22 protein-coding genes, 1 tRNA gene and 1 pseudogene are annotated in these 22228 nt (G+C 54.6%); 8 read left to right on the plus strand and 16 right to left on the minus strand.

Translation table 11 applies throughout. The features are described from left to right. Positions 1–73: transfer RNA gene (locus tag AC2FCQ_RS22190), tRNA-Phe, on the minus strand. Between the two features lie 1080 nt (positions 74–1153). Between AC2FCQ_RS22190 and speF the strand changes: the two genes are divergently transcribed. Both speF and AC2FCQ_RS22200 read left to right on the plus strand, forming a co-directional pair. Beyond that, positions 1154–3316, plus strand: a complete 2163-nt coding sequence (gene speF, locus AC2FCQ_RS22195; protein WP_209637641.1) for an ornithine decarboxylase SpeF — start codon at positions 1154–1156, stop codon at positions 3314–3316. A 115-nt stretch (positions 3317–3431) separates the two neighbouring features. Next, the gene (locus tag AC2FCQ_RS22200; protein ID WP_490309120.1) at positions 3432–4544 is read left to right on the plus strand and encodes a GGDEF domain-containing protein; all 1113 of its coding nucleotides are present in this window, start codon (positions 3432–3434) and stop codon (positions 4542–4544) included. A 45-nt stretch (positions 4545–4589) separates the two neighbouring features. Here the strand turns inward: AC2FCQ_RS22200 and mltC are convergent, their stop codons facing one another. From mltC to mutY, 3 genes and pseudogenes are all read right to left on the minus strand, one after another. Next, positions 4590–5666, minus strand: a complete 1077-nt coding sequence (gene mltC / locus AC2FCQ_RS22205; protein ID WP_209637472.1) for a membrane-bound lytic murein transglycosylase MltC — start codon at positions 5664–5666, stop codon at positions 4590–4592. A 69-nt stretch (positions 5667–5735) separates the two neighbouring features. After that, entirely contained in the window at positions 5736–6008 is a 273-nt protein-coding gene (locus AC2FCQ_RS22210; RefSeq protein ID WP_061807913.1) for an oxidative damage protection protein, read from the minus strand. Next, positions 6005–7183: pseudogene (gene mutY, locus AC2FCQ_RS22215) on the minus strand (A/G-specific adenine glycosylase). The gene AC2FCQ_RS22210 and the pseudogene mutY overlap by 4 nt, the downstream one beginning before the upstream one ends. Positions 7184–7315: 132 nt before the next feature. On the opposite strand from mutY, the gene trmB reads away from it, so the two are divergent. The 4 genes from trmB to AC2FCQ_RS22235 all read left to right on the plus strand — a co-directional run bounded on the left by trmB (position 7316) and on the right by AC2FCQ_RS22235 (position 10252). Further along, positions 7316–8035 (plus strand): tRNA (guanosine(46)-N7)-methyltransferase TrmB, encoded by a 720-nt coding sequence (trmB, locus tag AC2FCQ_RS22220; RefSeq protein ID WP_209637475.1) that lies wholly within the window; start codon positions 7316–7318, stop codon positions 8033–8035. Beyond that, on the plus strand, positions 8035–8361 hold the full coding sequence (locus AC2FCQ_RS22225; RefSeq protein ID WP_135318011.1) for a YggL family protein: 327 nt from the start codon (positions 8035–8037) through the stop codon (positions 8359–8361). Before trmB ends, AC2FCQ_RS22225 begins: the two co-directional genes overlap by 1 nt. Positions 8362–8582: 221 nt before the next feature. Then, positions 8583–9506 (plus strand): glutaminase B, encoded by a 924-nt coding sequence (gene glsB, locus AC2FCQ_RS22230; RefSeq protein ID WP_490309126.1) that lies wholly within the window; start codon positions 8583–8585, stop codon positions 9504–9506. Positions 9507–9535: 29 nt separating this feature from the next. After that, complete coding sequence (locus AC2FCQ_RS22235) at positions 9536–10252, plus strand: YggN family protein (RefSeq protein ID WP_209637477.1); 717 nt, start codon at positions 9536–9538, stop codon at positions 10250–10252. Positions 10253–10332: 80 nt separating this feature from the next. On the opposite strand, the gene hemW is transcribed toward AC2FCQ_RS22235, so the two are convergent. From hemW to AC2FCQ_RS22265, 6 genes are all read right to left on the minus strand, one after another. Next, entirely contained in the window at positions 10333–11472 is a 1140-nt protein-coding gene (gene hemW / locus AC2FCQ_RS22240; protein WP_209637480.1) for a radical SAM family heme chaperone HemW, read from the minus strand. After that, positions 11465–12058, minus strand: a complete 594-nt coding sequence (locus tag AC2FCQ_RS22245; protein WP_209637482.1) for an XTP/dITP diphosphatase — start codon at positions 12056–12058, stop codon at positions 11465–11467. Before AC2FCQ_RS22245 ends, hemW begins: the two co-directional genes overlap by 8 nt. A 72-nt stretch (positions 12059–12130) precedes the next feature. Then, the gene (gene yggU, locus AC2FCQ_RS22250) at positions 12131–12424 is read right to left on the minus strand and encodes a DUF167 family protein YggU (protein WP_265556841.1); all 294 of its coding nucleotides are present in this window, start codon (positions 12422–12424) and stop codon (positions 12131–12133) included. Then, positions 12421–12975: a YggT family protein gene (locus AC2FCQ_RS22255; protein ID WP_209637487.1), complete on the minus strand. Its 555-nt coding sequence runs from the start codon at positions 12973–12975 to the stop codon at positions 12421–12423. Before AC2FCQ_RS22255 ends, yggU begins: the two co-directional genes overlap by 4 nt. Positions 12976–13006: 31 nt before the next feature. Continuing rightward, a complete protein-coding gene (gene proC / locus AC2FCQ_RS22260; protein ID WP_209637489.1) occupies positions 13007–13828 on the minus strand; it encodes a pyrroline-5-carboxylate reductase in 822 nt (273 codons plus the stop codon). Positions 13829–13906: 78 nt separating this feature from the next. Further along, positions 13907–14614 carry a YggS family pyridoxal phosphate-dependent enzyme gene (locus AC2FCQ_RS22265; protein WP_209637491.1) on the minus strand — a complete coding sequence of 236 codons (708 nt, stop codon included), beginning with the start codon at positions 14612–14614 and terminating at the stop codon, positions 13907–13909. Between the two features lie 20 nt (positions 14615–14634). On the opposite strand from AC2FCQ_RS22265, the gene AC2FCQ_RS22270 reads away from it, so the two are divergent. Further along, entirely contained in the window at positions 14635–15663 is a 1029-nt protein-coding gene (locus AC2FCQ_RS22270) for a type IV pilus twitching motility protein PilT (protein WP_209637493.1), read from the plus strand. Here AC2FCQ_RS22270 and ruvX read toward each other — a convergent pair. The 6 genes from ruvX to AC2FCQ_RS22300 form a co-directional block, all read right to left on the minus strand. Beyond that, entirely contained in the window at positions 15660–16082 is a 423-nt protein-coding gene (gene ruvX / locus AC2FCQ_RS22275; protein WP_037416753.1) for a Holliday junction resolvase RuvX, read from the minus strand. The two genes, AC2FCQ_RS22270 and ruvX, sit on opposite strands and share 4 nt — an antisense overlap. After that, positions 16082–16645 (minus strand): YqgE/AlgH family protein, encoded by a 564-nt coding sequence (locus tag AC2FCQ_RS22280; protein WP_209637495.1) that lies wholly within the window; start codon positions 16643–16645, stop codon positions 16082–16084. Before AC2FCQ_RS22280 ends, ruvX begins: the two co-directional genes overlap by 1 nt. Before the next feature lie 153 nt (positions 16646–16798). After that, a complete protein-coding gene (gene gshB / locus AC2FCQ_RS22285; protein WP_265556836.1) occupies positions 16799–17749 on the minus strand; it encodes a glutathione synthase in 951 nt (316 codons plus the stop codon). Positions 17750–17759: 10 nt separating this feature from the next. Beyond that, a complete protein-coding gene (gene rsmE, locus AC2FCQ_RS22290; protein ID WP_209637499.1) occupies positions 17760–18491 on the minus strand; it encodes a 16S rRNA (uracil(1498)-N(3))-methyltransferase in 732 nt (243 codons plus the stop codon). A gap of 263 nt (positions 18492–18754) precedes the next feature. Then, the gene (gene endA, locus AC2FCQ_RS22295) at positions 18755–19450 is read right to left on the minus strand and encodes a deoxyribonuclease I (protein ID WP_209637501.1); all 696 of its coding nucleotides are present in this window, start codon (positions 19448–19450) and stop codon (positions 18755–18757) included. A gap of 101 nt (positions 19451–19551) precedes the next feature. After that, positions 19552–20064: a SprT family zinc-dependent metalloprotease gene (locus AC2FCQ_RS22300; protein WP_490309121.1), complete on the minus strand. Its 513-nt coding sequence runs from the start codon at positions 20062–20064 to the stop codon at positions 19552–19554. 351 nt (positions 20065–20415) lie between these two features. Between AC2FCQ_RS22300 and fumA the strand changes: the two genes are divergently transcribed. Continuing rightward, positions 20416–22062, plus strand: a complete 1647-nt coding sequence (fumA, locus tag AC2FCQ_RS22305) for a class I fumarate hydratase FumA (protein WP_490309122.1) — start codon at positions 20416–20418, stop codon at positions 22060–22062. Positions 22063–22228 lie beyond the last annotated feature (166 nt).

A 22228-nucleotide genomic window follows, 5' to 3' on the forward strand; every position in this document is an offset into this window, starting at 1 on the left:
TGCCCGGACTCGGAATCGAACCAAGGACACGGGGATTTTCAATCCCCTGCTCTACCGACTGAGCTATCCGGGCAACGGGGCGCATTAAACCGTATTGACCGGATGCCGTCAATCGCTTTCTATCACAAAGCCGACCGGTTGCTCTATTTTCAAGCAAGTCCCCCTGGCTTCTCTGCAATCGCTACGATTTAGTTAACACTTCAGCCCTTATGGTAAGCCTTGCGGTTACTTCAATACCGGCTCAAACGCGACAATCGTTGACTTTCTTACCTGAAGGGGGAAGTGCCGGGGCCAGAAGATTGAACGTGGCGAAACGCGGGTTTATTCACGACGGGCACCTTCGCAGCCTGTGCCGAATAATCTTTCGCTAAAGCTTTCTGGCAGACCTTCCTGAAGCTTTCAACGCCAGCACAATCAGCCTAAGTTCGCGCCGTGCGGCAGACCTATGCGGTCGAGAAACCATGTGGTCGAACTGCAAGTGGATTACGCGTTTAACGTGTTCTCATCCTGTCAGTCTTGCCATGTGGTATTACCAACATGGCAAGAATTAAATAATTATGCACTTTTAGCGGCTATTAACCGGCTTGAACCGTCAAAAAAAACGTGCAATCATTGCGCACATTCACCCTAGGGTGATTCCCCCTCATCATATGTCAGAGGATTACAGGCATGACTGGTTTTGTTGCTCAAGTGCAGTTGCGCACCAGACATCTGATGATGCCATCACTCTGCCGTTACTTTTCCCGAACGCGCTCGGCCAGTAATACTCTGCCTGCCATGCGGTAAGGCTATCTGATGCTCGCTGTTAGGCATTATTAAAAATAGAACTGCGGTTCTGGTTTTACTGATGTCTATTGGTCGCTGCCGATACCAGCCCCCGATATATCCTTCATACTTGAAGTTGCATCTGTGTTGGCCACACTCACACGCCCGAGACACTGACGGATGTCAGCTTATCGAGGTTGGTTCACTTGCCGCCTGGATGCAATACCCATTATTTTGGATAGCTACCTGATAACCTCAGGAGAGTCAGCCGGTCACAATTGCGCTCTATGCTGCAACCCCGGACATCACTTTGCCGGGATAACCTTTGTTATCTCATTACTGTGCCCTGTGGCACACCCTCATCCTTAACCGTTTGAGAGTTAGCATGATGAAAGAATTGAAAATCGCCACCAGCGCCAGCCTGGTCGCTACCATTGAAACGCTGCGTCAGATCGTCCGCGTAGAGCAAACGGACTACACCGATGTTGCTGCATTAGTGGTGTCGGTTGATGACGTCAACACCGGTATCCTGACGCAACTTAAAGCGACCGGGTTCGAGATCCCGACCTTTGTGGCGGTTGCCGCGGATGAACATCTTTCACCGGACTACCTGCCTTTTATCAGCGGCGTGTTTGCACTGGACGGCGCCAGTAAGGCGTTCTATATGGCGCAATTGGAGGCTGCTGCGGATGCCTATGAGCAAGCGTTGTTGCCGCCGTTTTTCAAGACATTGAAAACCTATGTGGAAATGGAGAACTCGACCTTTGCTTGCCCTGGGCACCAAGGTGGGGAGTTTTTCCGCAAACACCCGGCCGGTCGAAAGTTTTTCGAGTTCTACGGTGAAACGCTTTTCCGTTCTGACATGTGCAATGCTGATGTGAAGTTGGGCGATCTTTTGATCCACGAAGGGTCGGCCAAGGATGCGCAAAAGCATGCTGCGCGGGTATTCAACGCCGATAAAACCTACTTTGTGCTCAATGGGACTTCTGCGGCCAACAAAGTCGTGACCAATGCACTGCTGACGCGTGGCGACCTGGTACTGTTCGACCGCAACAACCATAAGTCCAATCACCATGGCGCCTTGATTCAAGCCGGTGCGACACCGGTGTATCTGGAAACGGCGCGCAACCCGTTTGGTTTCATTGGCGGTATTGATTCACGCTGCTTTGATGAACACTACCTGCGCGAGCAAATTCGTGACGTTGCGCCAGAAAAGGCCAATGCAGCACGTCCGTTCCGGCTGGCAATCATTCAGCTTGGTACCTATGACGGCACCATCTATAACGCACGTCAGGTGATCGACACTATCGGCCATCTGTGTGACTACATCCTGTTTGACTCTGCCTGGGTAGGTTACGAAGGCTTTATCCCGATGCTGAAAGAGTGCTCCCCGTTGTTGTTGGAGCTCGATGAGCTGGATCCGGGCATCTTTGTCACTCAATCGGTGCATAAGCAGCAGGCAGGCTTCTCACAGACTTCGCAGATCCACAAGAAAGACGATCACATCAAGGGGCAGAAGCGCCACTGTAATCACAAGCATCTCAATAATGCTTTCATGCTGCACGCTTCGACCAGCCCGTTTTACCCGCTGTTCGCCGCGCTGGATGTGAATGCCAAGATGCATGCCGGGGCAGCCGGTCGGCGCATGTGGATGGACTGCGTTAAACTGGGCATTGAGACGCGCAAGCAACTGTTGGAGCGCTGCTCGCAGCTTAAACCCTTTATTCCGCTGCAGGTGGCGGGTAAGAATTGGCAAGATTACGACACCGATCTGATCGCCAACGACGCGCGTTTCTTCAACTTTGTACCGGGTGAGAAATGGCACGGTTTTGAAGGCTATGCTCAGGATCAGTATTTGGTGGACCCGTGCAAACTGCTGTTGACCACGCCGGGCATTGACGCGGCCACCGGCCAGTACACCGAGTTTGGCGTGCCGGCGACTATTCTGGCCAACTTCTTGCGCGAGAACGGCATTGTTCCTGAAAAATGCGATCTTAATTCAATCTTGTTCCTGCTGACTCCGGCGGAAAACCCGGCCAAGATGGAACAGTTGGTGGACATGTTGGTGCAGTTCGAACGCTATGTGGCAGAAGATGCGCCGTTAAGCGTGGTCCTGCCAACGGTATATCGCAAGAATGAACAGCGCTATCGCGGTTATACCTTGCGCCAACTGTGTCAGGAAATGCACGATTTGTACGTCAGCTTTGATGTCAAGCAGCTGCAAAAAGAGATGTTCCGTCAGCGTCATTTCCCACAGGTGATGATGAACCCACAAGACGCAAATGTGGAATTTATTCGCGACAACGTGGAACTGGTGCCTATCGGCCAGGCGGAAGGGCGCATTGCGGCGGAAGGCGCATTGCCTTACCCACCGGGCGTATTGTGCGTGGTGCCTGGAGAAGTCTGGGGCGGGGCGGTGCAGCGTTACTTCCTGGCATTGGAAGACGGGATTAACCGGCTGCCGGGTTTCTCGCCGGAGTTGCAGGGCGTGTATATCGAGAAAAAAGATCACGGCTGGAAACGCATCTTCGGCTATATGATCAAGCAATAGCGACAGGCGGCCCATAACGGGCCGCTTTTACATTATCGGTTCACGGGATGACAAAGCTGAAACCCACCGCTACCTTTTAGGTAAAACCATAGATATCAAGAATAAGAATAAGAAGATGAAAGAAGAGGGTTATCTGGAGTGGGTAGACGGAGAGAAAAGGCGCTCGACGCTACGTAATTTTAACTGGTTCTTATTGGTTAACGCCCTGTTCTCTGTCTATTTGTTTTTCCAACGGGGTCAGGCCTTTGCTGCCCACTCTTTCGCGCAGTTGATAGGCGAAATGCCGGCGATAAGCGCCGTGATCCCGGTGTCGGCTCTGTCCTATGTTGTTTTACGTCAGTTAGCCCCAAGAGGGGAAAGTGCCGCGTGGCGTGGCGCCGTCGTTTCTATCTCGCTGCTGGCTTTGTGCTGGTGTGCCATTTTTCACCACCTTATCGTCAACGATCTCATTTACCTGGTCTACCCGCTGACGATAGGCCTGCTGTTTTCTTCATTGGTCGCGTTTTACCTGTCGCCAAAACTGTTTTTCTTGTTCAGCATGCCGGTGCTGCTGGTCGCTATTGCCGAGAATATTTTTATCCGCAGCGCCTTTTCGCTGGCGAACATGATTTCATATGCGCTGATGCTGTTTCTGATTTACTCGGCGCAGCGGCGGTTGAAGCAGTGGTTCCAGTTGGCGATAGAGCGCGAGCAAGAAAACAAACGACTGATTGAACGCCTGAGCAAGCTGGCGCACCGCGATCCACTTACCGGTATCGCCAACCGGCGTTACTTTGATCACTACTTTGACGCTGTGTTATTGCGGGAGTCGACGCTGCAGTCGCCCTTTGCCCTGATCCTGCTGGACGTCGATTTTTTCAAAAAATACAACGACCATTATGGCCATCAGCAGGGGGATGAGTGTCTGATCAGGCTAGCCGCCTGTCTGGAGAGCGCGACCCGGCGTTCGCAGGATCTGGTGGCCCGCTATGGTGGTGAAGAGTTTATTATCCTGCTGCCGAAATCCGATGCCTGTGAGGCTGAACACGTAGCACAACGAATCGCGGCGCTGCTCGCGGGGTTGGCGTTGCCGCATGCAGATTCTGAGGTGGCGCAATGGGTGACGGTAAGCCAGGGGGTTGCGCAATGGCAACCGGGACAAAGCCGTGAGCAACTGCTGGCGGCAGCCGATATGGCGTTATACCGTGCCAAGGCGCTTGGTCGCAATGGCTATAGCATTGCAGAGTGATGTGGTTGGTCAGGACGGCGCGACAGGCCGCCCTGACCAAGGTGATTAACGGCGTCGATAGCTCTTCTGCGCGTTGTTCACTTTTACCAGGTAGCGGCGTGATTCACCGGCTGGATGCTTGGTCGTCAACGTCTGGTAGACGTCGCCCGGCTGCATGCCATTGATGATACCCACCGCGCGCGTCCTGTCGCTGGAGAACACCCGCAATACGCTGCCTGCGCCACCGTTATAGGCGGTGATAACGGCATAGCGGCGTGAGGTCGGGTTCTGGATACCGCCCAAATAGTTGTTCTGCAAAATGGCCAAATAGGCAGTACCGGTGTCGATGTTGTTCTCTGGATCGAACAGGTAGCTGCGGCTTGGCGTACCCCATTTCCCGCGCATCTGGAACACGTCTTTACCGGCGGTGTGTTGTACCACCTGCATCAGGCCGAGTGCATCCGAACCGCTTACCGCATACGGGTTAAAGCTTGATTCTGTCTGCATGATGGCCAGGATCAGTGATTCTTCAACACCGTATTTTTCCGACGCTTTACGGACCATTGGCAGGTATTTATGCGCACGTTTGTCCAGGTGGTTTGGTACCAACTGGATGGTGATTGAGTAAATCACGTGCAGGCCGGAGGTGCGTTTTTGCAGTTTGGTCTGCAACAGGTAGTCAGCAAAGTGCGCCGCACGCCATTCCCAACGGATCGGCGCGCCTTTGTTATCCAGCACCTGGCCGTACAGGAACGGCTCTTTACTGATCTGGATATCGTTGACGTCGGAATAGAGATCGATAGAACCCGGATCGTCACCCATCAGCAAGGTGCTGATAATCGCCTGACGCAGGTGTGCAGCAGGATCGGTGGTGGCAATGGTTTCAATGGTGATGGCACCAGAATCAAAGTTAATGTGGCTACGGGTTTGATACTGGTCGGTATATTTAACGTAATCTTTTGGCCCGGCGATCAGAACTTCGTTCAGACCCCAGATATTCTCAATGTTGTGGGCGAACTGCCCCATCAGGATCTCAAAGCCATTGGTGTCTTTGACCCAGGCTTCGTTGACGTCTTCACTTTTTTTGCTGGAACAAGAAATCAGCAAAGGCGCTATCACTAGCAAAGCTAAAATTTTCTTCATCTAAAATAAAAGCCGTATACGAGAAGAATTTAAGGTATTGAAGAGGGCCAGCGCCTGGCCCCAACAGCGTTATTCGCTTGGCGGCGTATAGCCTTCGATGTGCACGTCATGCCCTTCGAACAGGAACTTGATCATTTCCGCTTCCAGCAGTTTGCGATCATCCACGTTCATCATGTTCAGCTTCTTCTCGTTGATCAGCATGGTTTGTTTTTTCATCCATTCTGCCCAGGCTTCTTTCGAGATCTCGTTATAGATACGTTTGCCGACGTCCCCAGGATAAAGCTGGAAGTCCTGCCCTTCGGCATCACGCTGCAGGAAGGTACAAAAAATGGTTCTGCTCATGCTAATTCCTCATCAATGGCGCTATCGCCAAATAAACCCGTCATACTTTCGACGTCTTTAGGGTATTAATCCTGCTGGCGCGGTGACTGTTTTGCCAGCTGTTGTAACAGACGGTCAACCGGCGCTGCCAGCCCGACCGATGGCGGCTGCGCTAAGTTATACCAGAGACCGGCACCCTCATCCATGCTGCTGCCTGCGTCGTCCATTTCCAGCCATATCGGCACAATATCGAGATGGAAATGACTGAAAGTATGGCGAAATGCGGTCAACTGTTGCTGGCGATTGTTTTTCAGACCGCGTTGTTGCAGCCAGAGTTCCATCTCTTCACGTTCGCTGAACTGCGGGAAGCAGAATAGGCCTCCCCACAGCCCAACGGCCGGCCGTTGTTCCAACCAGGCTTGTTCGCCCTGCTGCAACAATAAAAAGTAGGCCGTTTTTTCCGGTAAAGTCTGCTTGGGTTTCTTACCCGGGTATTTCGCCCAGCTGTGATTGGCATAGGCGATACAGCCCAGGCTGAGCGGGCATAGCTCGCATTTGGGCTTGGAGCGGGTGCAGACCATCGCACCCAGATCCATCATCGCCTGATTGAACTGGCCGACGCCTTGGGCTGGGGTAACATTTTCACTGATCTGCCACAGACGGTTTTCGACGTCCTTCTTGCCCGGCCAGCCTTCAACCGCATAGCAGCGTGCCAACACGCGTTTCACGTTGCCGTCGAGGATCGGGTAATGTTGGCCGAGTGCCAACGACAGCACTGCCCCAGCGGTTGAACGGCCGATTCCGGGCAGCGCGTGGATTTCTTCAAAGGTTGTCGGGAACTCGCCGCCGTGCTGTGCGACAATAGTCTGCGCAGCCTTGTGCAGGTTACGCGCTCGGGCGTAGTAGCCCAGGCCGGTCCACAGATGCAGCACTTCGTCCAGCGGCGCCTCTGCCAGAGCACGCACGTTGGGAAAACGGGCGATAAAGCGCTGAAAGTAAGGGATCACGGTGGCAACCTGAGTTTGTTGCAACATGACCTCAGAGAGCCATACTTGATAGGCGGTTTTATCCAACTGCCACGGCAAGGTTTTGCGGCCGTAGCGTTGGTACCAGTCAAGCACCACCTGTGCGAACTGTTGTGCTTGCATCATAAGCAGATTCGATATCCGGCAGAAAATGAAGCGCGATTGCAGCATAGAGTCATGATGCTGTAAACCGGAACTTTCCGACGTCGCACGGCAGGTACATAAGATGAACACTTGCTAAACCAATGTATCTTTGCATAATGCGCGTTTCCCTAATTAGCAGCCAAACAGACAGAAAGCACTATGATTAATGACGTCATCTCCCCGGAATTTGATGAGAACGGCCGCGCTATGCGCCGTATCCGCAGTTTTGTTCGCCGCCAGGGGCGGCTGACCAAAGGCCAGCAGCACGCGCTGGACCACTATTGGCCGGTGATGGGCGTGGAGTATCAGGCTGAACCTGTCGACATCGCAGCACTGTTCGGGCGCGATGCGCCAACCGTGCTGGAGATCGGTTTTGGTATGGGCGCCTCGCTGGTGACCATGGCGGGCAATAACCCGCAGCAGAACTTCTTGGGGATTGAAGTGCATTCGCCGGGCGTGGGCGCGTGCTTGGCCGACGCCACCGAAGCGGAATTGAGCAACCTGCGCGTAATGTGTCACGACGCGGTTGAGGTGCTGGAGAATATGATCCCGGACGGTTCGCTGGACATGGTTCAGCTGTTTTTCCCCGATCCGTGGCACAAAGCGCGCCATAACAAGCGCCGGATCGTACAGACGCCGTTTGTTGAATTGGTGCGTCGTAAACTGAAAGTTGGCGGCGTGTTCCACATGGCTACCGACTGGCAGCCTTATGCAGAACATATGTTAGAGGTTATGAACGGGATCTCAGGCTACCGTAATCTTTCCAGCGATAATGATTATGTGCCGCGTCCGGATTCACGCCCACTGACAAAATTTGAATTACGTGGCCAGCGTCTGGGACATGGCGTTTGGGATTTGATGTTTGAGAGGAAAGAATAATGGCTAAGAACCGCAGTCGTCGTTTACGTAAAAAGTTACACATTGAAGAGTTTCAGGAGCTGGGTTTCTCCGTAGCATGGCGTTTTGCCGAAGGCACTTCGGTTGAAGATATCGACGGCACGCTGGACGCTTTCATTGATGAAGTGATCGAGCCGAACGGCATGGCGTTTGACGGTAGCGGCTACCTGCAATGGGAAGGTTTGATCTGCCTGCAAACTATTGGTCACTGCACCGACGAACAGCGCGAACTGGTCAAAAAATGGCTGGAAGCGCGTAAACTGTCCGACGTTAAGGTCAGCGATCTGTTCGATATCTGGTGGGACTGATTTTCCCCGCCCGATCGGCCCGGCCCGGTGCCGCGCTAGGCTAATTGATTTTAAGGTGCCTTAACGGCGCCTTTGTTTTATGCCCAAAATATTTCAAGTTGCAGCTAGGCGGCAAGTTTGTGAGTCCTCGGGAGCTTACTCAGGTAAGTGACCGGGGCGATGAAACGCAGCCAACAACGCGGCGGCTTGAAAGATGAAGGGAGACCCGGAGTGTGACCGCGGTGGTAACTACATTGGATAACGCGTTGCTGGATGACATTCTGCAACAGGTGCGCCCGCTGATTGGCCAGGGCAAAGTGGCGGATTACATTCCTGCGTTGGCGGAAGTGGCTGCTGATCGCTTGGCCATTGCCATTTGCACTGTCGACGGTGAAATGTTCCAGGCGGGTGACGCCACCGAGCGCTTCTCTATTCAGTCTATTTCTAAGGTACTGAGCCTGACGCTGGCACTGGCGCGCTATCAGGAACATGAAATCTGGCAGCGGGTCGGCAAAGAGCCTTCCGGCCTGCCGTTCAACTCGTTGTTGCAGCTGGAGATGGAGCAGGGTAAACCGCGCAATCCGTTTATTAACCCCGGTGCGCTGGTGGTGTGCGACATGCTGCAAACCCGGCTCAGCGCCCCCAAACAGCGCATGTTGGAAGTGGTGCGCCAACTGGCCGGTGAAGATGATCTGGCCTATGACGCGCGGGTGGCACGTTCCGAGTTTGAACACTCGGATCGCAATGCCGCAATAGCCTATCTGATGAAATCATTCGGTAATTTCGAGAACGACGTGCTCACCGTGCTGCAAACGTATTTTCACTACTGTGCGCTGCGAATGAGTTGCGTAGAGCTGGCACGCAGCTTTGTTTATCTGGCCAATCATGGCCGCGATCTTCGGGGGCGTGAAGTGATCAGCCCATTGCAGGCGCGGCAGATTAATGCGCTGATGATGACCAGCGGTATGTACGACGGCGCAGGGGAGTTTGCTTACCGTGTGGGTATGCCGGGCAAATCTGGCGTCGGCGGCGGCATTGTCGCCATTGTTCCCGATGAGCTGTCGATCGCAGTCTGGTCACCGGAGCTGGATGCCTCCGGTAACTCATTGGCGGGAACTGCGGTACTGGAACTGTTGTCTCAACGGATTAGCCGTTCGATTTTTTAGCCCATCACGGAAGGGCGTCAGGAGAAAATATGTTAAAGAAAACCGGGCTAGCCTTGTTGCTGTTGACGGCTTCACAGGCACATGCCGAGTATCAGTGCAGTGTTAAACCTCAGGACGACGTGATTATCAGCCCGCAAAATGTGCAGGTGACGGGCGCCAGTGGCAATCTGCAGATTTCACCTGATGGTGATGTTACCCGCAACGGCCAGGCCTTGAGCATAAATGACAGCCAGCGCCAAAAGGCGTTCAGCTATCAGAGCGCACTGCGCAAAGAATTGCCGTGGATCGATAAAGGTGCGCAGCAACACCTGGAGAAAGCGCGAGTGGCGCTGGACAAGGTCATTGTGAAGGAGCTGGGTAGCGACAGTAACGTGCGCAACCGCCTGACCACCCTGAATGGGCAGCTCAAGCAGCAAATGAACCGTATCATCGAGCACCGCAGCGACGGCCTGACCTTCCACCACAAGGCGATTGATCAGGTTGAGCAGGATGGTCGTAATCTCGTGCAGCAGAGCATGGGCGGTGTGTTGCAAGACAGCCTGAATGAGATGGGCGTCAAACAGGCTGCCAACAGTGGCGGTAACCCGTTGCAGGCGATCATGGGTAATCTGGGTGGCCTACAGAAAGCGATTCAGAATGAATGGAACAACCAAGAGCAGGACTTCCAAAACTTTGGCCGTGACGTGTGTAACCGTGTTACTGGTCTGGAAACTCAGCGTAAAGACCTGTTGAAGGCGTTGAAGTAACACGACATCACGCTGGTCGCCTGCTGTTTTACGTCTTCCAACTGAAGCAAAAAAAAGCGCTGAATATTCAGCGCTTTTTTCTATTCATCTGCCAGGAACAACTCCAGCAGCGAGTTAAGGAACAGTTTGCCTTTCTCGGTGATTTGCCAATACTCCGGCGTTTCTTCCAGATAGCCTTTCGCCAATGCTTCATCCAGGGGCGCACGGATGGTGCTTTCATCCAGCCCGGTGTAGTTGACGAATTCGGCTCGCGGCGCGGCTTCCAGCAAGCGGAAACGGTTCATGAAGAATTCGAACGGCCGATCGGCCGCCGTCACCTCATGCTGCTTGTCCATATACTTGCCCTGCATAAAACCGCGCGGGTGCTTGGTCTTCGCGGTGCGCAGAATACGGCCGTCGCTGAAGGTCACTTTGCCGTGTGCACCACAACCAATCCCCAAATAGTCGCCAAAGCGCCAATAGTTGAGGTTGTGTTGGCACTGATAGCCTGGCTTGGCATAGGCCGAGGTCTCATATTGCTGGTAACCGGCGGCGCTCAGTAACGCGTGGCCGCGCTCGAAAATGTCCCACAACGCGTCGTCGTCCGGCAATACCGGTGGACGTGAGCTGAACAGCGTATTGGGTTCGATGGTCAGTTGATACCATGACAGGTGCGGCGGATTAAGGGCTATCGCCTGGCGCAAATCGTCCAGCGCCTCTTCCAATGACTGATCCGGCAGGCCGTGCATCAAATCAAGGTTAAAACTGCGCAGCCCGAGACCGGTGGCCAGGTGTGCCGCGCGTTTGGCCTCTTCCGGGCCGTGAATCCGCCCCAGACGGGTTAACTTCTCGGCGCTGAAGCTTTGCACGCCGATAGAAATGCGGTTCACACCGGCGCGCTGGTAGCCGCTGAAGCGATCGGCCTCTACGGTACCGGGGTTCGCCTCCATGGTGATCTCGGCACCCTCAACCACGTGAATACGTGCCCGGACACCGTCCAGCAGGGATTGCATCGCTTCGGCACTGAGCAGGCTAGGGGTACCGCCGCCGATAAAAATGGTACTGATTTCGCGGCCGGCAACCAATGGCAGATCGGCATCCAGATCTGCCAACACATGATCGACATATTCTTGATGCGGTACTTCACCCTTCAACGCATGCGAGTTGAAGTCGCAGTACGGGCATTTCTGCACGCACCACGGGATATGAATGTACAAACTCAGCGGGGGCAACTTAAGCATTACGCATTGCTTCCAGCATCAGTTTCAGCGCTTTACCACGGTGGGATACTGCACGTTTCTCATCACGGCTCAGCTCCGCTGCAGTACGGCCCAGTTCCGGGACATAGAAGATGGGATCGTAACCGAAGCCGCCTTCACCTGCGGCGGCAAAGGTGATCTCGCCGGCCCAGCTACCGTGGAATACCAACGGCGTGGGATCTTCCGCATGGCGCATATACACCAGTACGCAGTGGAACTGTGCACCGCGACTGCCCTGCGGCACGTCTTTCAGCGCAACCAGGAGTTTGTCGAGGTTTTGCTGGTCAGAAGCGTCAACGCCCGCGTAGCGCGCAGAATAGATGCCTGGTGCACCGCCCAGCGCGTCGACAGCCAGGCCCGAGTCGTCGGCAATCGCCGGCAGGCCGGTGATTTGCGCGGCATGGCGTGCTTTCAGGATCGCGTTTTCGATGAAGGTCAGGCCGGTTTCCTCTGCGGAATCCACGCCCAGCTCGGTTTGTGCGACCACATTCAGCCCGAAATCGGCCAGCAGGTCGGCGAGTTCACGCACTTTGCCCGGGTTACCGGTGGCAAGAACGACTTTTTGCATAGTGACTACCTTGAAAATGATTCGATGATGCTCTGCGTAGCTGAAGCCGCAGCGGCCTTGCTGCTGATCCAGCTACTTTGTGTATAGCGCCGCGACCACGGCGGGGATCTGTTGCGGATTAACGATGCGTAACTGTTTATGCCGCCCCAGTTCGCCTTTCTCGATGGTGACGTTGCTTTTCGCCACTTTGAACTGCTTGGCAAGAAATTTGATCAAATGAGCGTTGGCCTGGCCGTCTACCGGCGGGGCGGTAATGGCGACTTTAAGTTCGTCGCCATGCAAACCGATAATCTGGTCGCGGCTGGCTTTTGGCTGAATATATAGCCTGATAGCCAGCCCGTCCAGCACCGGAGTAACAGCACTCACAGCAGGAACCAGATCTCGCCGAACACATCCATGCCCAGGTAATTGATCAGATACAAGATCAGGATCACGACCATCGCTGAGAAATCGATGCCGCCCATCGCCGGCAGAATACGGCGGATAGGGGACATTAAAGGCTCAGTCAGTTGATACATCAACTGATCGATTGGGCTGCGGCCCTGGCTGATCCAGCTCATCAGCGCACGGATAATCATTACCCAGAAGATCAGGTAACCGGCCGACTTCACCAGCGAGATAAGGCCAAACAGCAGGTTATATGGGCTGAGTGACATTGCGCCGCCTTGAATGAGCAACAGCAGCGGGTACTTGATGGTCATCAGCAAGAATGCCAACAGCAGCGAGGCGCTGTCGATTGGCCCAAGTGACGGGATGATACGGCGCAGTGGGCCAACCACCGGCTGGGTGATCTTCACGACAAACTGTGCGAATGGGTTGTAAAAGTCAGCGCGTGTCCACTGCATCCAGATGCGCAGCAGCAGTACCATGACGTAAAGATCGACAACGGTTTTGACCAAAAAAGTCAGCGTTAGCATGTAGTAGCCCTTCTCCTTAACTCTCGATTATTTAAAATGATTTTTCCATTTCCTGCGCGCGGGATACTGCCGCTTGCATGGCTTTGGCCACGGTGGCCGGCAGTTGTTGTTCGTTGAACACCCGTAACGCCTCGGCGGTGGTGCCGCCTTTGGAGGTGACCTGTTCACGCAAAGTCGACAATGGCGTATCCGGGTTGGCTTCGACCAGTGCGGCGGCGCCAGAAGCGGCCTGTTGTACCAGGTTGCGGGCGGTTTGGCTGTCAAAGCCCATACGTTCGGCTTCCTGTTGCATCGCTTCCATAAACAGGAAGAAATACGCCGGTGCGCTGCCCGCTGCGGCGATGACGCTATTGATGCCGTTTTCGTCATCCACCCAACAAACCTTACCGACGGATGCCATCAAATCGCTGGTGTAGTCGCGGTCCTGCTGGCTAACGTGCTGTGGCGCGTACAGGCCACTCATGCCTTTGCCTACCAATGATGGGGTGTTCGGCATGATGCGCACGATGTTAAGTTTATCCCCCAGCAGCTGGTAAAAACGGCTGACCTGAATACCCGCAGCGATGGACAACACCAGTTTGCCGCTGAAATCGATCTGATCGTGCAGGGGCTGACACACGTCCGCCATCATTTGCGGTTTTACCGCCAGCACCACGACATCGGCAGTGCGTGCGCAGGCAAGGTTATCGCCACTGCTGATGATGCCGTAGTCTGCCGCCAACGCATCACGGTTTTTGGCCGAGGGTGCGCAGACGCTGATGGATGTAGCGGGGTAACCCCCGGCAACCAGGCCGGCGATGATTGCGCGTGCCATATTACCGGCACCAATAAAGGTAATCTTACGGTGTTGCATTAAAACCCCTCATCTGTGTGTATACCCGTCGTCTTTCAAGCCGGCCGTAGGACGGCAACGTGAAAGCCAAGGGGCATATTAGGCCTGTGAATAATCACGGGCGCCAAAAATTGCGGTGCCAATACGCACCAGGGTGCTGCCAGCGGCAATCGCCGCCGCCATGTCATCGGTCATGCCCATCGACAGCGTGTCCACCTGGGGATACTGCTGTTGCAGGGCCAGAAAGGCCTCACGCATTTGCCCGAACACCGCCAACTGGCTCTGGTAATCCTCTTGCGGAGCGGGGATGGCCATCAGCCCGCGCAGCTTGATATTCGGCAGGGCGGCAACCGCCTCAGCCAGTGCCGGCAATTCAGCCAGTACAATGCCAGATTTACTCTGTTCATCGCTGATATTTATTTGGATCAGCACGTTAAGCGGCGGCATGTCAGCCGGGCGTTGATCGCTCAAACGCAGGGCGATACGCAACCGATCGACGGTGTGGCACCAGGCAAAGTGTTCTGCCACCAGCCGACTCTTGTTGGATTGCAGTGGGCCGATAAAGTGCCAATCCAGCGTTGCACCTTCTGGCAGTGCGGAGAAATGTTGAACCTTATCCACGCCTTCCTGAACATAGTTCTCGCCAAAGGCGCGCTGGCCTGCCGCGATGGCTTCTGCGATCGCCGCCACAGGTTTGGTTTTGCTCACTGCAAGCAGCGTCACTTCTTCTGGAGCGCGAGCGCAGCCTTGAGCGGCCGCGGCAATGCGGTTTCTGACATCCTGCAGATTCTGTTGGATAGTGCTCATTATTGACCCAGGAGATTGATATGGATATCGATGAATTCGTGGCCCTTAGTGTAAAGCATAATGCTTCGGATCTGCACCTTTGTACCGGTCATCGACCGATGTTGCGCATTGATGGCGATCTGCAGCCCTTGGAAGGGGCGGAAATGCTCACCGAGGCGAGTATGCATTTGCTGTGCAGCATGCTGTTGCAACCGGCGCAGTGCCAGCAGTTGCAACAGCAGGGCCAGCTCGATCTGGCACTTTCTCTGTCGGGCGGTATCCGGCTGCGTGCCAATTTCTTTTTGCAACGTCAGGGCATTTCCATTGCCTTACGGCTCATTGCCGATCGCTGTCCAACGTTGGCAGCTCTCGCAGCACCCGACATTATCCCGGCGCTATTGCGGCGGGAGGACGGTTTGATTCTGGTGACGGGGGCGACGGGCAGCGGCAAATCGACCACGCTTGCGGCGATGATTGACAACATTAATCAGCACCAGCGGCGGCATATCCTCACGGTGGAGGATCCTATCGAGTTTATCCACTGTAGCCAGAAGTGTTTAATCCAACAGCGGGAATTGGGCCGCGATAGCCACAGTTTTGACGACGCATTGCGCGCCGCACTGCGTGAAGATCCTGATGTGATTTTACTGGGCGAATTGCGTGATACCGCCACAATACGTCTGGCGCTGACTGCCGCGGAGACCGGTCATCTGGTACTGGCAACCTTACATACCCGCAGCGCGCCGCAGGCGATCGATCGGCTGGTGGATGTTTTCCCGGCGGAGGAAAAGCCTTATGTGCGTACCCAGTTGGCTGGCAGTTTGCAGGCGGTGATTGCCCAAAAGCTATTGAGCAGGCTGGGCGGCGGGCGTGTGGCTATTTTTGAAGTGTTAACGGTAACTGCGGCAGTCAGCAGCATGATCCGCGAAGGCAAAACCCATCAACTGGCCAACGTGCTGCAAACGGGTGGGCAGTTTGGCATGCAGACGTTTGAACAGGGTTTGCAACAGCGGATCAGCGCCGGATTACTGAGTGGGGAAGAGAACGCTTTCGTCTCAGGAGGCGATTAACCCAATTGCCGCTCAAACCAGCTTTCCAGGATCACGACGGCGGAAGCAGAGTCCACGCTGCCCTTGTCCAGCGCGCGGAAGCCGCCGCGATCGAACAGATTAGCACGGGCTTCGACAGTACTGAGGCGTTCATCATGCAGCGCGATCTGTACGCCAAAGCGGCCATGCAAGCGGTTGGCGAACTTGCGTGCTTGCTCTGTGACCAGCTGCTCCGTGCCGTCCATGTTCAGCGGCAGGCCGACGACGACCAGATCAGGTTGCCACTCTTTCAGCAGTTTCTCGATCTTTTGCCAGTCCGGCTTACCCTCTTGGGCTTTGAACGCCGCCAGTGCACGGGCGCTGCCGGTGAGCTCCTGCCCGATGGCAGCTCCAATGCTTTTGGTGCCGAAGTCGAAGGCGATAATGGTGCGGTTGGTCATCAAGCGTGTCCTGCGTGGTTGGCAATGCTACAAATGTCGATACCGAGGCGGTTAGCTGCCTCGCGCCAGCGGTTGGCGATTGGCGTATGGAACAGAATGTTGGCGTCGGCTTCAATGGTCAGCCAGGCGTTTTCCAGCACTTCCTGTTCCAGCTGCCCCTTTTCCCAGCCGGCATAACCGAGCGCTACCAGCACGTCATCGGGTTGGTCTGCGGTGCCCAGCGTCTCCAGCACGTCTTTCGACGTGGTGATCATGGTTTCTGGTGAGATCTGAATGCTTGAACCGAAGCCCTCACAGGGGGTATGCAGGATAAAGCCGCGATCATCCGCCAGCGGGCCACCGGCAAATACGGGTTTATCCAGGCTGATGGCCGGATCACGCGCCTGTGGCATGATCTTCAGTTTGCTCAGCACCGTTCCCACCGTGAACTGTTCCATCGGTTTATTGATCACCAGGCCCATGGCGCCGTCTTCATTGTGCTCGCAGACATAAATTACCGAGCGTTTGAAGCGGGGATCCTGAAGCGATGGCATAGCGATAAGAAAATGGTGCTGTAAATTCATGGTGTTATTTAAGGTAATTGATTGGTGAGAAGTTAAACAACCGCCAGTATGCGGTCATACCCATCGCCTTTCAAGCCGCAGCTTGCTTGACGCGGGCCGAGCGAGCCGGCCCGTGAAGCCAGAATGGCGGGCGACGTTACGCCCGCACTGCGATTATTTTGCCGCCAGACGTTTTTCTATCGCGTCCATTAGCATGCCGGTAATCGACACCGGGAAGGCGGCTTCGATTTCCCGTGCACAGGTTGGGCTGGTGACGTTGATTTCGGTCAGGCGATCACCGATCACGTCAAGGCCAACAAAGATCAGCCCTTTTTCTTTCAGGGTTGGCGCCACCGCACGTGCGATTTTCCAGTCGCTTTCGCTCAACGGGCGAGCTTCACCACGGCCACCTGCGGCCAGGTTGCCACGGGTTTCGCCCTGTGCGGGAATGCGCGCCAGGCAGTAAGGTACCGGCTCCCCATCAACCACCAGAATGCGTTTATCACCTTCCTTGATGGCCGGCAGGAAGTTTTGCGCCATGCAGAAACGGCTACCGTGTTCGGTCAGGGTTTCGATAATGACCGACAGGTTAGGGTCGTCTTGTTTTACGCGGAAGATCGACGCGCCACCCATGCCATCCAGCGGTTTGAGGATGATATCGCCATGCTGCTGATGGAATTTGCGGATGTGCGCTGCGCTGCGGCTGACCAAGGTATCCGGCGTCAGTTCCGGGAACCAGGCGGTGAACAGCTTTTCGTTGCAGTCGCGCAGGCTTTGCGGCTTGTTGACCACCAGCGTGCCTTTAACCTCTGCGCGTTCCAGAATGTAGGTCGCATAGATGTATTCGGTATCGAAAGGCGGGTCTTTACGCATCAGGATCACGTCCAGATCCTGCAGCGCCAGATCTTGCTCGCTGCCAAAGCTGAACCAACTCTCTTTATCTTCCTTTACGCTCAGCAGGCGAGTGCGGGCGCGGCCGTCACCGGCGTGAAGATAGAGATCGTCCATTTCCATGTAGTGCAGTTCCCAGCCACGACGCTGCGCTTCGAGCAGCATGGCGAAGCTGGTGTCTTTCTTGATGTTGATGGAGGCGATAGGGTCCATCACGATGCCGAGCTTAATCATCTTTTCTCCTTTAACCCAGATCACCGAAACGTACCTGCAAAGCGGTAATCGCGGTGAGCGCTGTGGTTTCTGTACGCAGAACGCGTGGCCCCAGCAGGATATCAGTAAATCCGTGGCCTGTGGTCATCGCAATTTCGTCGGCGGATAAACCGCCTTCCGGCCCGATCAGCAGGCGGACATGTTCCACCGGCAGCGGCAACGTATTGATACTGTGGCTGGCGCGCGGATGCAGGTTAAGTTTCAGGCTGCCATCTTGCTCGGCGCACCAGTCTTCCAGTTTCATAGCTTCGCGAATTTCCGGAATACGGTTACGGCCGCACTGCTCGCAGGCGGCGATGGCGATCTTCTGCCATTGCTGAATTTTTTTCGCCAGGCGTTCACCATCCAGCTTCACACCGCAGCGCTCGGAAAACAGCGGAGTGATGACATTGACGCCAAGCTCGATGGATTTCTGAATGGTGAATTCCATCTTCTCACCGCGAGAAATCACCTGGCCCAGATGCAGATTGAGCGGCGATTCACGGTCTTCCTGTTGGCCGGCACCGAGTCGCACCAGCACGTTTTTTTTATCGACCTGGGTGATCTCGGCGTCAAACACCTGGTTGCTGCCATCAAAGAGCTGCAGCGCTTGGCCAGCGCTCATACGCAGTACACGCCCGATGTGGTTGGCTGCGTCTTCGCTCAACGCGACTTCCGCATGATCGTTCAACGACTGCGGGTGATAAATGCGGGGTATACGCATAGAAATATTCGATCCTGACTAATGTGCAGTCATCAGTGCTGCAGCTTAAAAAAAAAGAGTATATACCCAAAGTAATTGAAGCTGCAGCAAGGCGGCAAGTGAGTGCATCCCGATGAGCTTACTGAGGTAAGTGATTCGGGATACAAATCTGCCGGGAGCAGATTTGAACGCGGTTTGCAGCGGCCCCTTTAGGGGCGTGGCCCACGGATGGGCCACGTAAGCTCACGCAGTCAACACCGCGGCAGCTTTAAGTACGAACGGAGTTAGCCGTTTCGTTGCTGGCAAGCCTGTTGAATATAGGGATTATGATTGCCCTGCACCTTAGCGATGCGTGCCTCGCGCAGGCATTCCCACTGGCTTACCGGATATTGACGGTTCCACACGTCAAAAAGCTGGGTCTGTTGGCGTGAAAGCTGCAGTTGATAGCGATCGCGCATATAAAAGTAAGTACGAGCGATGGCACCGCGGGCGCGGGCGGGCGGTTCGGCCTGTTTGTTTTTGAAGTCCACTTTCATTGGACACTGGCCATATTGGCCTTCCCCTCCTTTCCACTGGCTGTACATGAAGTTGTTACGATCGCCATTCACTTCACCTATCGCGGGCTGCAGGTTGTGCAGGTCGGTCTCGATTTGTCGGTAGCCAGCATCCTTATTACAGTTTTTACGGCCACCTTGCTGCCAGCACTGTAATTGGTGACCGAATTGCCAGGCGGGTACCACATGTTCCCATTCGATACGCTGCGCGCGCTGGGCATTTTTACGCGCCTGATAGCCGCAACTGTTCAGATCGGGAATGCCTTTCTTGCCCTGCCAGTCGATCCGGCAGCCGCAGTAGAATGAGCCCGGCGCGTCCTGGTTAATTTTAGCCGCCGCCGTTTTGGCCTGAGAAAAGTTATTGATGCCGTGGGCCTGTGCGGCACCGGCAGTGAGAACCACCATAAACAAAATTTTGCGAAGCATATTCCAAAACAGCTCAAAATTGGAAAAGCAGGCAGGGTAACGGAAGTTTAAGGCAGTGGCAAATGGCGATATTTACTTGTTTTAACGTATAAATCGTTTCGTTAAAGCGGATCGTTAGCGATAAATCTCAGCTTTTCGCCGCACTGACGGCAGCGGTATTCGCTCTCTCCACGCAGCACCCGATTATGGCGACGTACAGTGAGCTGGTGCTGTTGGCAACGGCACAGGTAGGGGAAGGTTTTGCTCTGTACTGAGGCAATCTCAAATTGATGAGTACGGCTGGCAGGGACCTGCAAGACGCTTTCCATCATCCAACGCCATTCATTGCCGTGAGGAGGGACGCGACCAAACTGGCGAAATACCAACAGGTGTGCCAGTTCATGGGGCACCACTTCGTCGATAAACGCCTGTTGGTTTTCCATCAGCAATATGGGGTTTAGCCTGATTTCCCAAGCCTGTAGCCAGGCCGTACCCGCGCTGGTGCCGCGCTGTTGGTAAACGACTTTAGGCTCCGGAAACTCGACGGAAAAGTGCTGACGGGCCAACTGCAATTTTTCTCGCAGGCAGCGCATCACCGCTTGTTGTAGCGCAATGGGGATTCTTACTTTGTTCATTGCCGCTAGCTTAAGCAATGGCGCATCGGCTGGCAAGATGTGCAGTTGCAAGCAGGTTTTTCACCGCATTGATAACCCGATCGACGCTGATGGATTGTAATCAATGTGTTAACTGCGGGATAATAAACCGTACATGCTGAGTCTGTACCCGTTGGGGACGCCTATATTCGTCCCGATTGACGCGGGCGCAGTATACGCTGCCCCTACAAAGCAGGGGGTTATTATGCGATTTAGCGCAATAACCGACTGATTAAAAATACGTAAGGTATGGGGAGTTTTTTGACGCGGCCTGCCCCGAGCTGGCTGAGTAAGTGTGAATTTAACGCAGCTGATGTTGCAAGTGAGAGATCAATGTCGAATAAACCGTTCCATTATCAAGATCCGTTCCCGCTGAAGAAAGACGATACCGAATACTATCTGTTGAGCCGCGATCACGTTTCCGTGAGCGAGTTTGAAGGCCAGGAAGTCCTGAAAGTAGCCCCCGAAGCGTTAACCCTCCTTGCTCAACATGCATTCCATGACGCCTCATTCATGCTGCGCCCAGCGCACCAGCAACAGGTTGCCGATATTCTCAAAGATCCGGACGCCAGCGAAAACGACAAGTACGTTGCGCTGCAATTTCTGCGTAACTCAGAAATCGCCGCCAAGGGTATTTTACCGACCTGTCAGGACACCGGGACGGCCATTATCGTCGGCAAAAAGGGCCAACGTGTCTGGACTGGCGGTGGTGATGAAGCCGCATTGTCACGCGGGGTGTACAACACCTTTATTGAAGACAACCTGCGTTATTCGCAAAACGCCGCGCTGGATATGTACAACGAGGTCAACACCGGCAGCAACCTGCCAGCGCAGATTGATCTCTACAGCGTCGACGGTGAAGAATATAAATTCCTGTGCATCGCCAAGGGCGGTGGTTCAGCCAACAAAACCTATCTTTACCAAGAAACCAAAGCGCTGCTGTCACCGGGCAAGTTGAAGGACTATTTGGTTGAGAAAATGCGCACGTTGGGTACCGCGGCTTGCCCACCTTATCACGTCGCGTTTGTTATCGGCGGGACGTCTGCCGAGGCAACGTTGAAAACCGTGAAGCTGGCGTCCACCAAGTACTACGACGGGCTACCGACCGAAGGTAACGAACACGGCCAGGCGTTCCGCGATGTGGCGTTGGAAGCCGAATTGCTGAAAGAAGCGCAGAACCTCGGGTTAGGTGCCCAGTTTGGTGGCAAATACTTTGCGCACGACATCCGCGTGGTACGTCTGCCGCGTCATGGCGCATCCTGCCCGGTGGGCATGGGGGTTTCCTGTTCCGCGGACCGTAATATCAAAGGCAAGATCAACCGTGACGGCATCTGGCTGGAGAAACTGGAGCATAACCCGGGCAAGTTTATTCCACAGGAACTGCGTCAGGCCGGGGAAGGTGAGGCGATTAAAATCGAACTTAACCGCCCAATGGCCGAGATCCTCAAACAGCTGTCGCAATACCCGGTATCCACCCGTTTGTCACTGAGTGGCACCATTATCGTGGGCCGTGATATTGCACACGCCAAATTGAAAGAGCGGCTGGACAAGGGGGAAGGCTTGCCGCAGTACGTGAAGGATCACCCGATTTACTATGCTGGCCCGGCCAAAACGCCGGACGGCTACGCATCGGGTTCGCTGGGGCCGACAACCGCTGGGCGTATGGATTCGTACGTTGATCTGCTGCAGTCCCACGGTGGCAGTATGATTATGCTGGCGAAAGGTAACCGTAGCCAACAGGTGACCGACGCTTGTAACAAGCACGGTGGCTTCTATCTCGGCAGTATCGGTGGCCCAGCTGCGGTATTGGCGCAGCAGAGCATCAAGAGCCTGACCTGTGTCGAATACCCGGAGTTGGGGATGGAAGCGATCTGGAAAATCGAAGTGGAAGATTTCCCGGCGTTTATTCTGGTCGATGATAAAGGCAATGACTTCTTCCAGAAGATCCAGGCCGGCCAATGTTCACGCTGCGTGAAATAACCCCCTTCTAAAGACCTACCGCCCGACGCCGGGCGGTAGGTTTCCTGCTTGTGGGGTTCATGTGTAAAGTCCTGTAGCCTGCTGGACGCCACCTTTTAACCTGTATAACCTACGCGCTAAGCAGTATCACTCGCGTAAAGGCATATTTGGAATAGAAGGTTCGGCA

The sequence above is a fragment of the Serratia sp. CoH_134_PS_4 genome (assembly GCF_058190535.1).

Excerpts from the sequence above, each read along its gene's own strand:
- speF (WP_209637641.1), top strand. The coding sequence starts at position 1,154 with ATGAAAGAATTGAAAATCGCCACCAGCGCCAGCCTGGTCGCTACCATT.
- AC2FCQ_RS22200 (WP_490309120.1), top strand. The coding sequence starts at position 3,432 with ATGAAAGAAGAGGGTTATCTGGAGTGGGTAGACGGAGAGAAAAGGCGC.
- mltC (WP_209637472.1), bottom strand. The coding sequence starts at position 5,666 with ATGAAGAAAATTTTAGCTTTGCTAGTGATAGCGCCTTTGCTGATTTCT.
- AC2FCQ_RS22210 (WP_061807913.1), bottom strand. The coding sequence starts at position 6,008 with ATGAGCAGAACCATTTTTTGTACCTTCCTGCAGCGTGATGCCGAAGGG.
- trmB (WP_209637475.1), top strand. The coding sequence starts at position 7,316 with ATGATTAATGACGTCATCTCCCCGGAATTTGATGAGAACGGCCGCGCT.
- AC2FCQ_RS22225 (WP_135318011.1), top strand. The coding sequence starts at position 8,035 with ATGGCTAAGAACCGCAGTCGTCGTTTACGTAAAAAGTTACACATTGAA.
- AC2FCQ_RS22235 (WP_209637477.1), top strand. The coding sequence starts at position 9,536 with ATGTTAAAGAAAACCGGGCTAGCCTTGTTGCTGTTGACGGCTTCACAG.
- hemW (WP_209637480.1), bottom strand. The coding sequence starts at position 11,472 with ATGCTTAAGTTGCCCCCGCTGAGTTTGTACATTCATATCCCGTGGTGC.
- AC2FCQ_RS22245 (WP_209637482.1), bottom strand. The coding sequence starts at position 12,058 with ATGCAAAAAGTCGTTCTTGCCACCGGTAACCCGGGCAAAGTGCGTGAA.
- AC2FCQ_RS22255 (WP_209637487.1), bottom strand. The coding sequence starts at position 12,975 with ATGCTAACGCTGACTTTTTTGGTCAAAACCGTTGTCGATCTTTACGTC.
- proC (WP_209637489.1), bottom strand. The coding sequence starts at position 13,828 with ATGCAACACCGTAAGATTACCTTTATTGGTGCCGGTAATATGGCACGC.
- AC2FCQ_RS22265 (WP_209637491.1), bottom strand. The coding sequence starts at position 14,614 with ATGAGCACTATCCAACAGAATCTGCAGGATGTCAGAAACCGCATTGCC.
- AC2FCQ_RS22270 (WP_209637493.1), top strand. The coding sequence starts at position 14,635 with ATGGATATCGATGAATTCGTGGCCCTTAGTGTAAAGCATAATGCTTCG.
- ruvX (WP_037416753.1), bottom strand. The coding sequence starts at position 16,082 with ATGACCAACCGCACCATTATCGCCTTCGACTTCGGCACCAAAAGCATT.
- AC2FCQ_RS22280 (WP_209637495.1), bottom strand. The coding sequence starts at position 16,645 with ATGAATTTACAGCACCATTTTCTTATCGCTATGCCATCGCTTCAGGAT.
- gshB (WP_265556836.1), bottom strand. The coding sequence starts at position 17,749 with ATGATTAAGCTCGGCATCGTGATGGACCCTATCGCCTCCATCAACATC.
- rsmE (WP_209637499.1), bottom strand. The coding sequence starts at position 18,491 with ATGCGTATACCCCGCATTTATCACCCGCAGTCGTTGAACGATCATGCG.
- endA (WP_209637501.1), bottom strand. The coding sequence starts at position 19,450 with ATGCTTCGCAAAATTTTGTTTATGGTGGTTCTCACTGCCGGTGCCGCA.
- AC2FCQ_RS22300 (WP_490309121.1), bottom strand. The coding sequence starts at position 20,064 with ATGAACAAAGTAAGAATCCCCATTGCGCTACAACAAGCGGTGATGCGC.
- fumA (WP_490309122.1), top strand. The coding sequence starts at position 20,416 with ATGTCGAATAAACCGTTCCATTATCAAGATCCGTTCCCGCTGAAGAAA.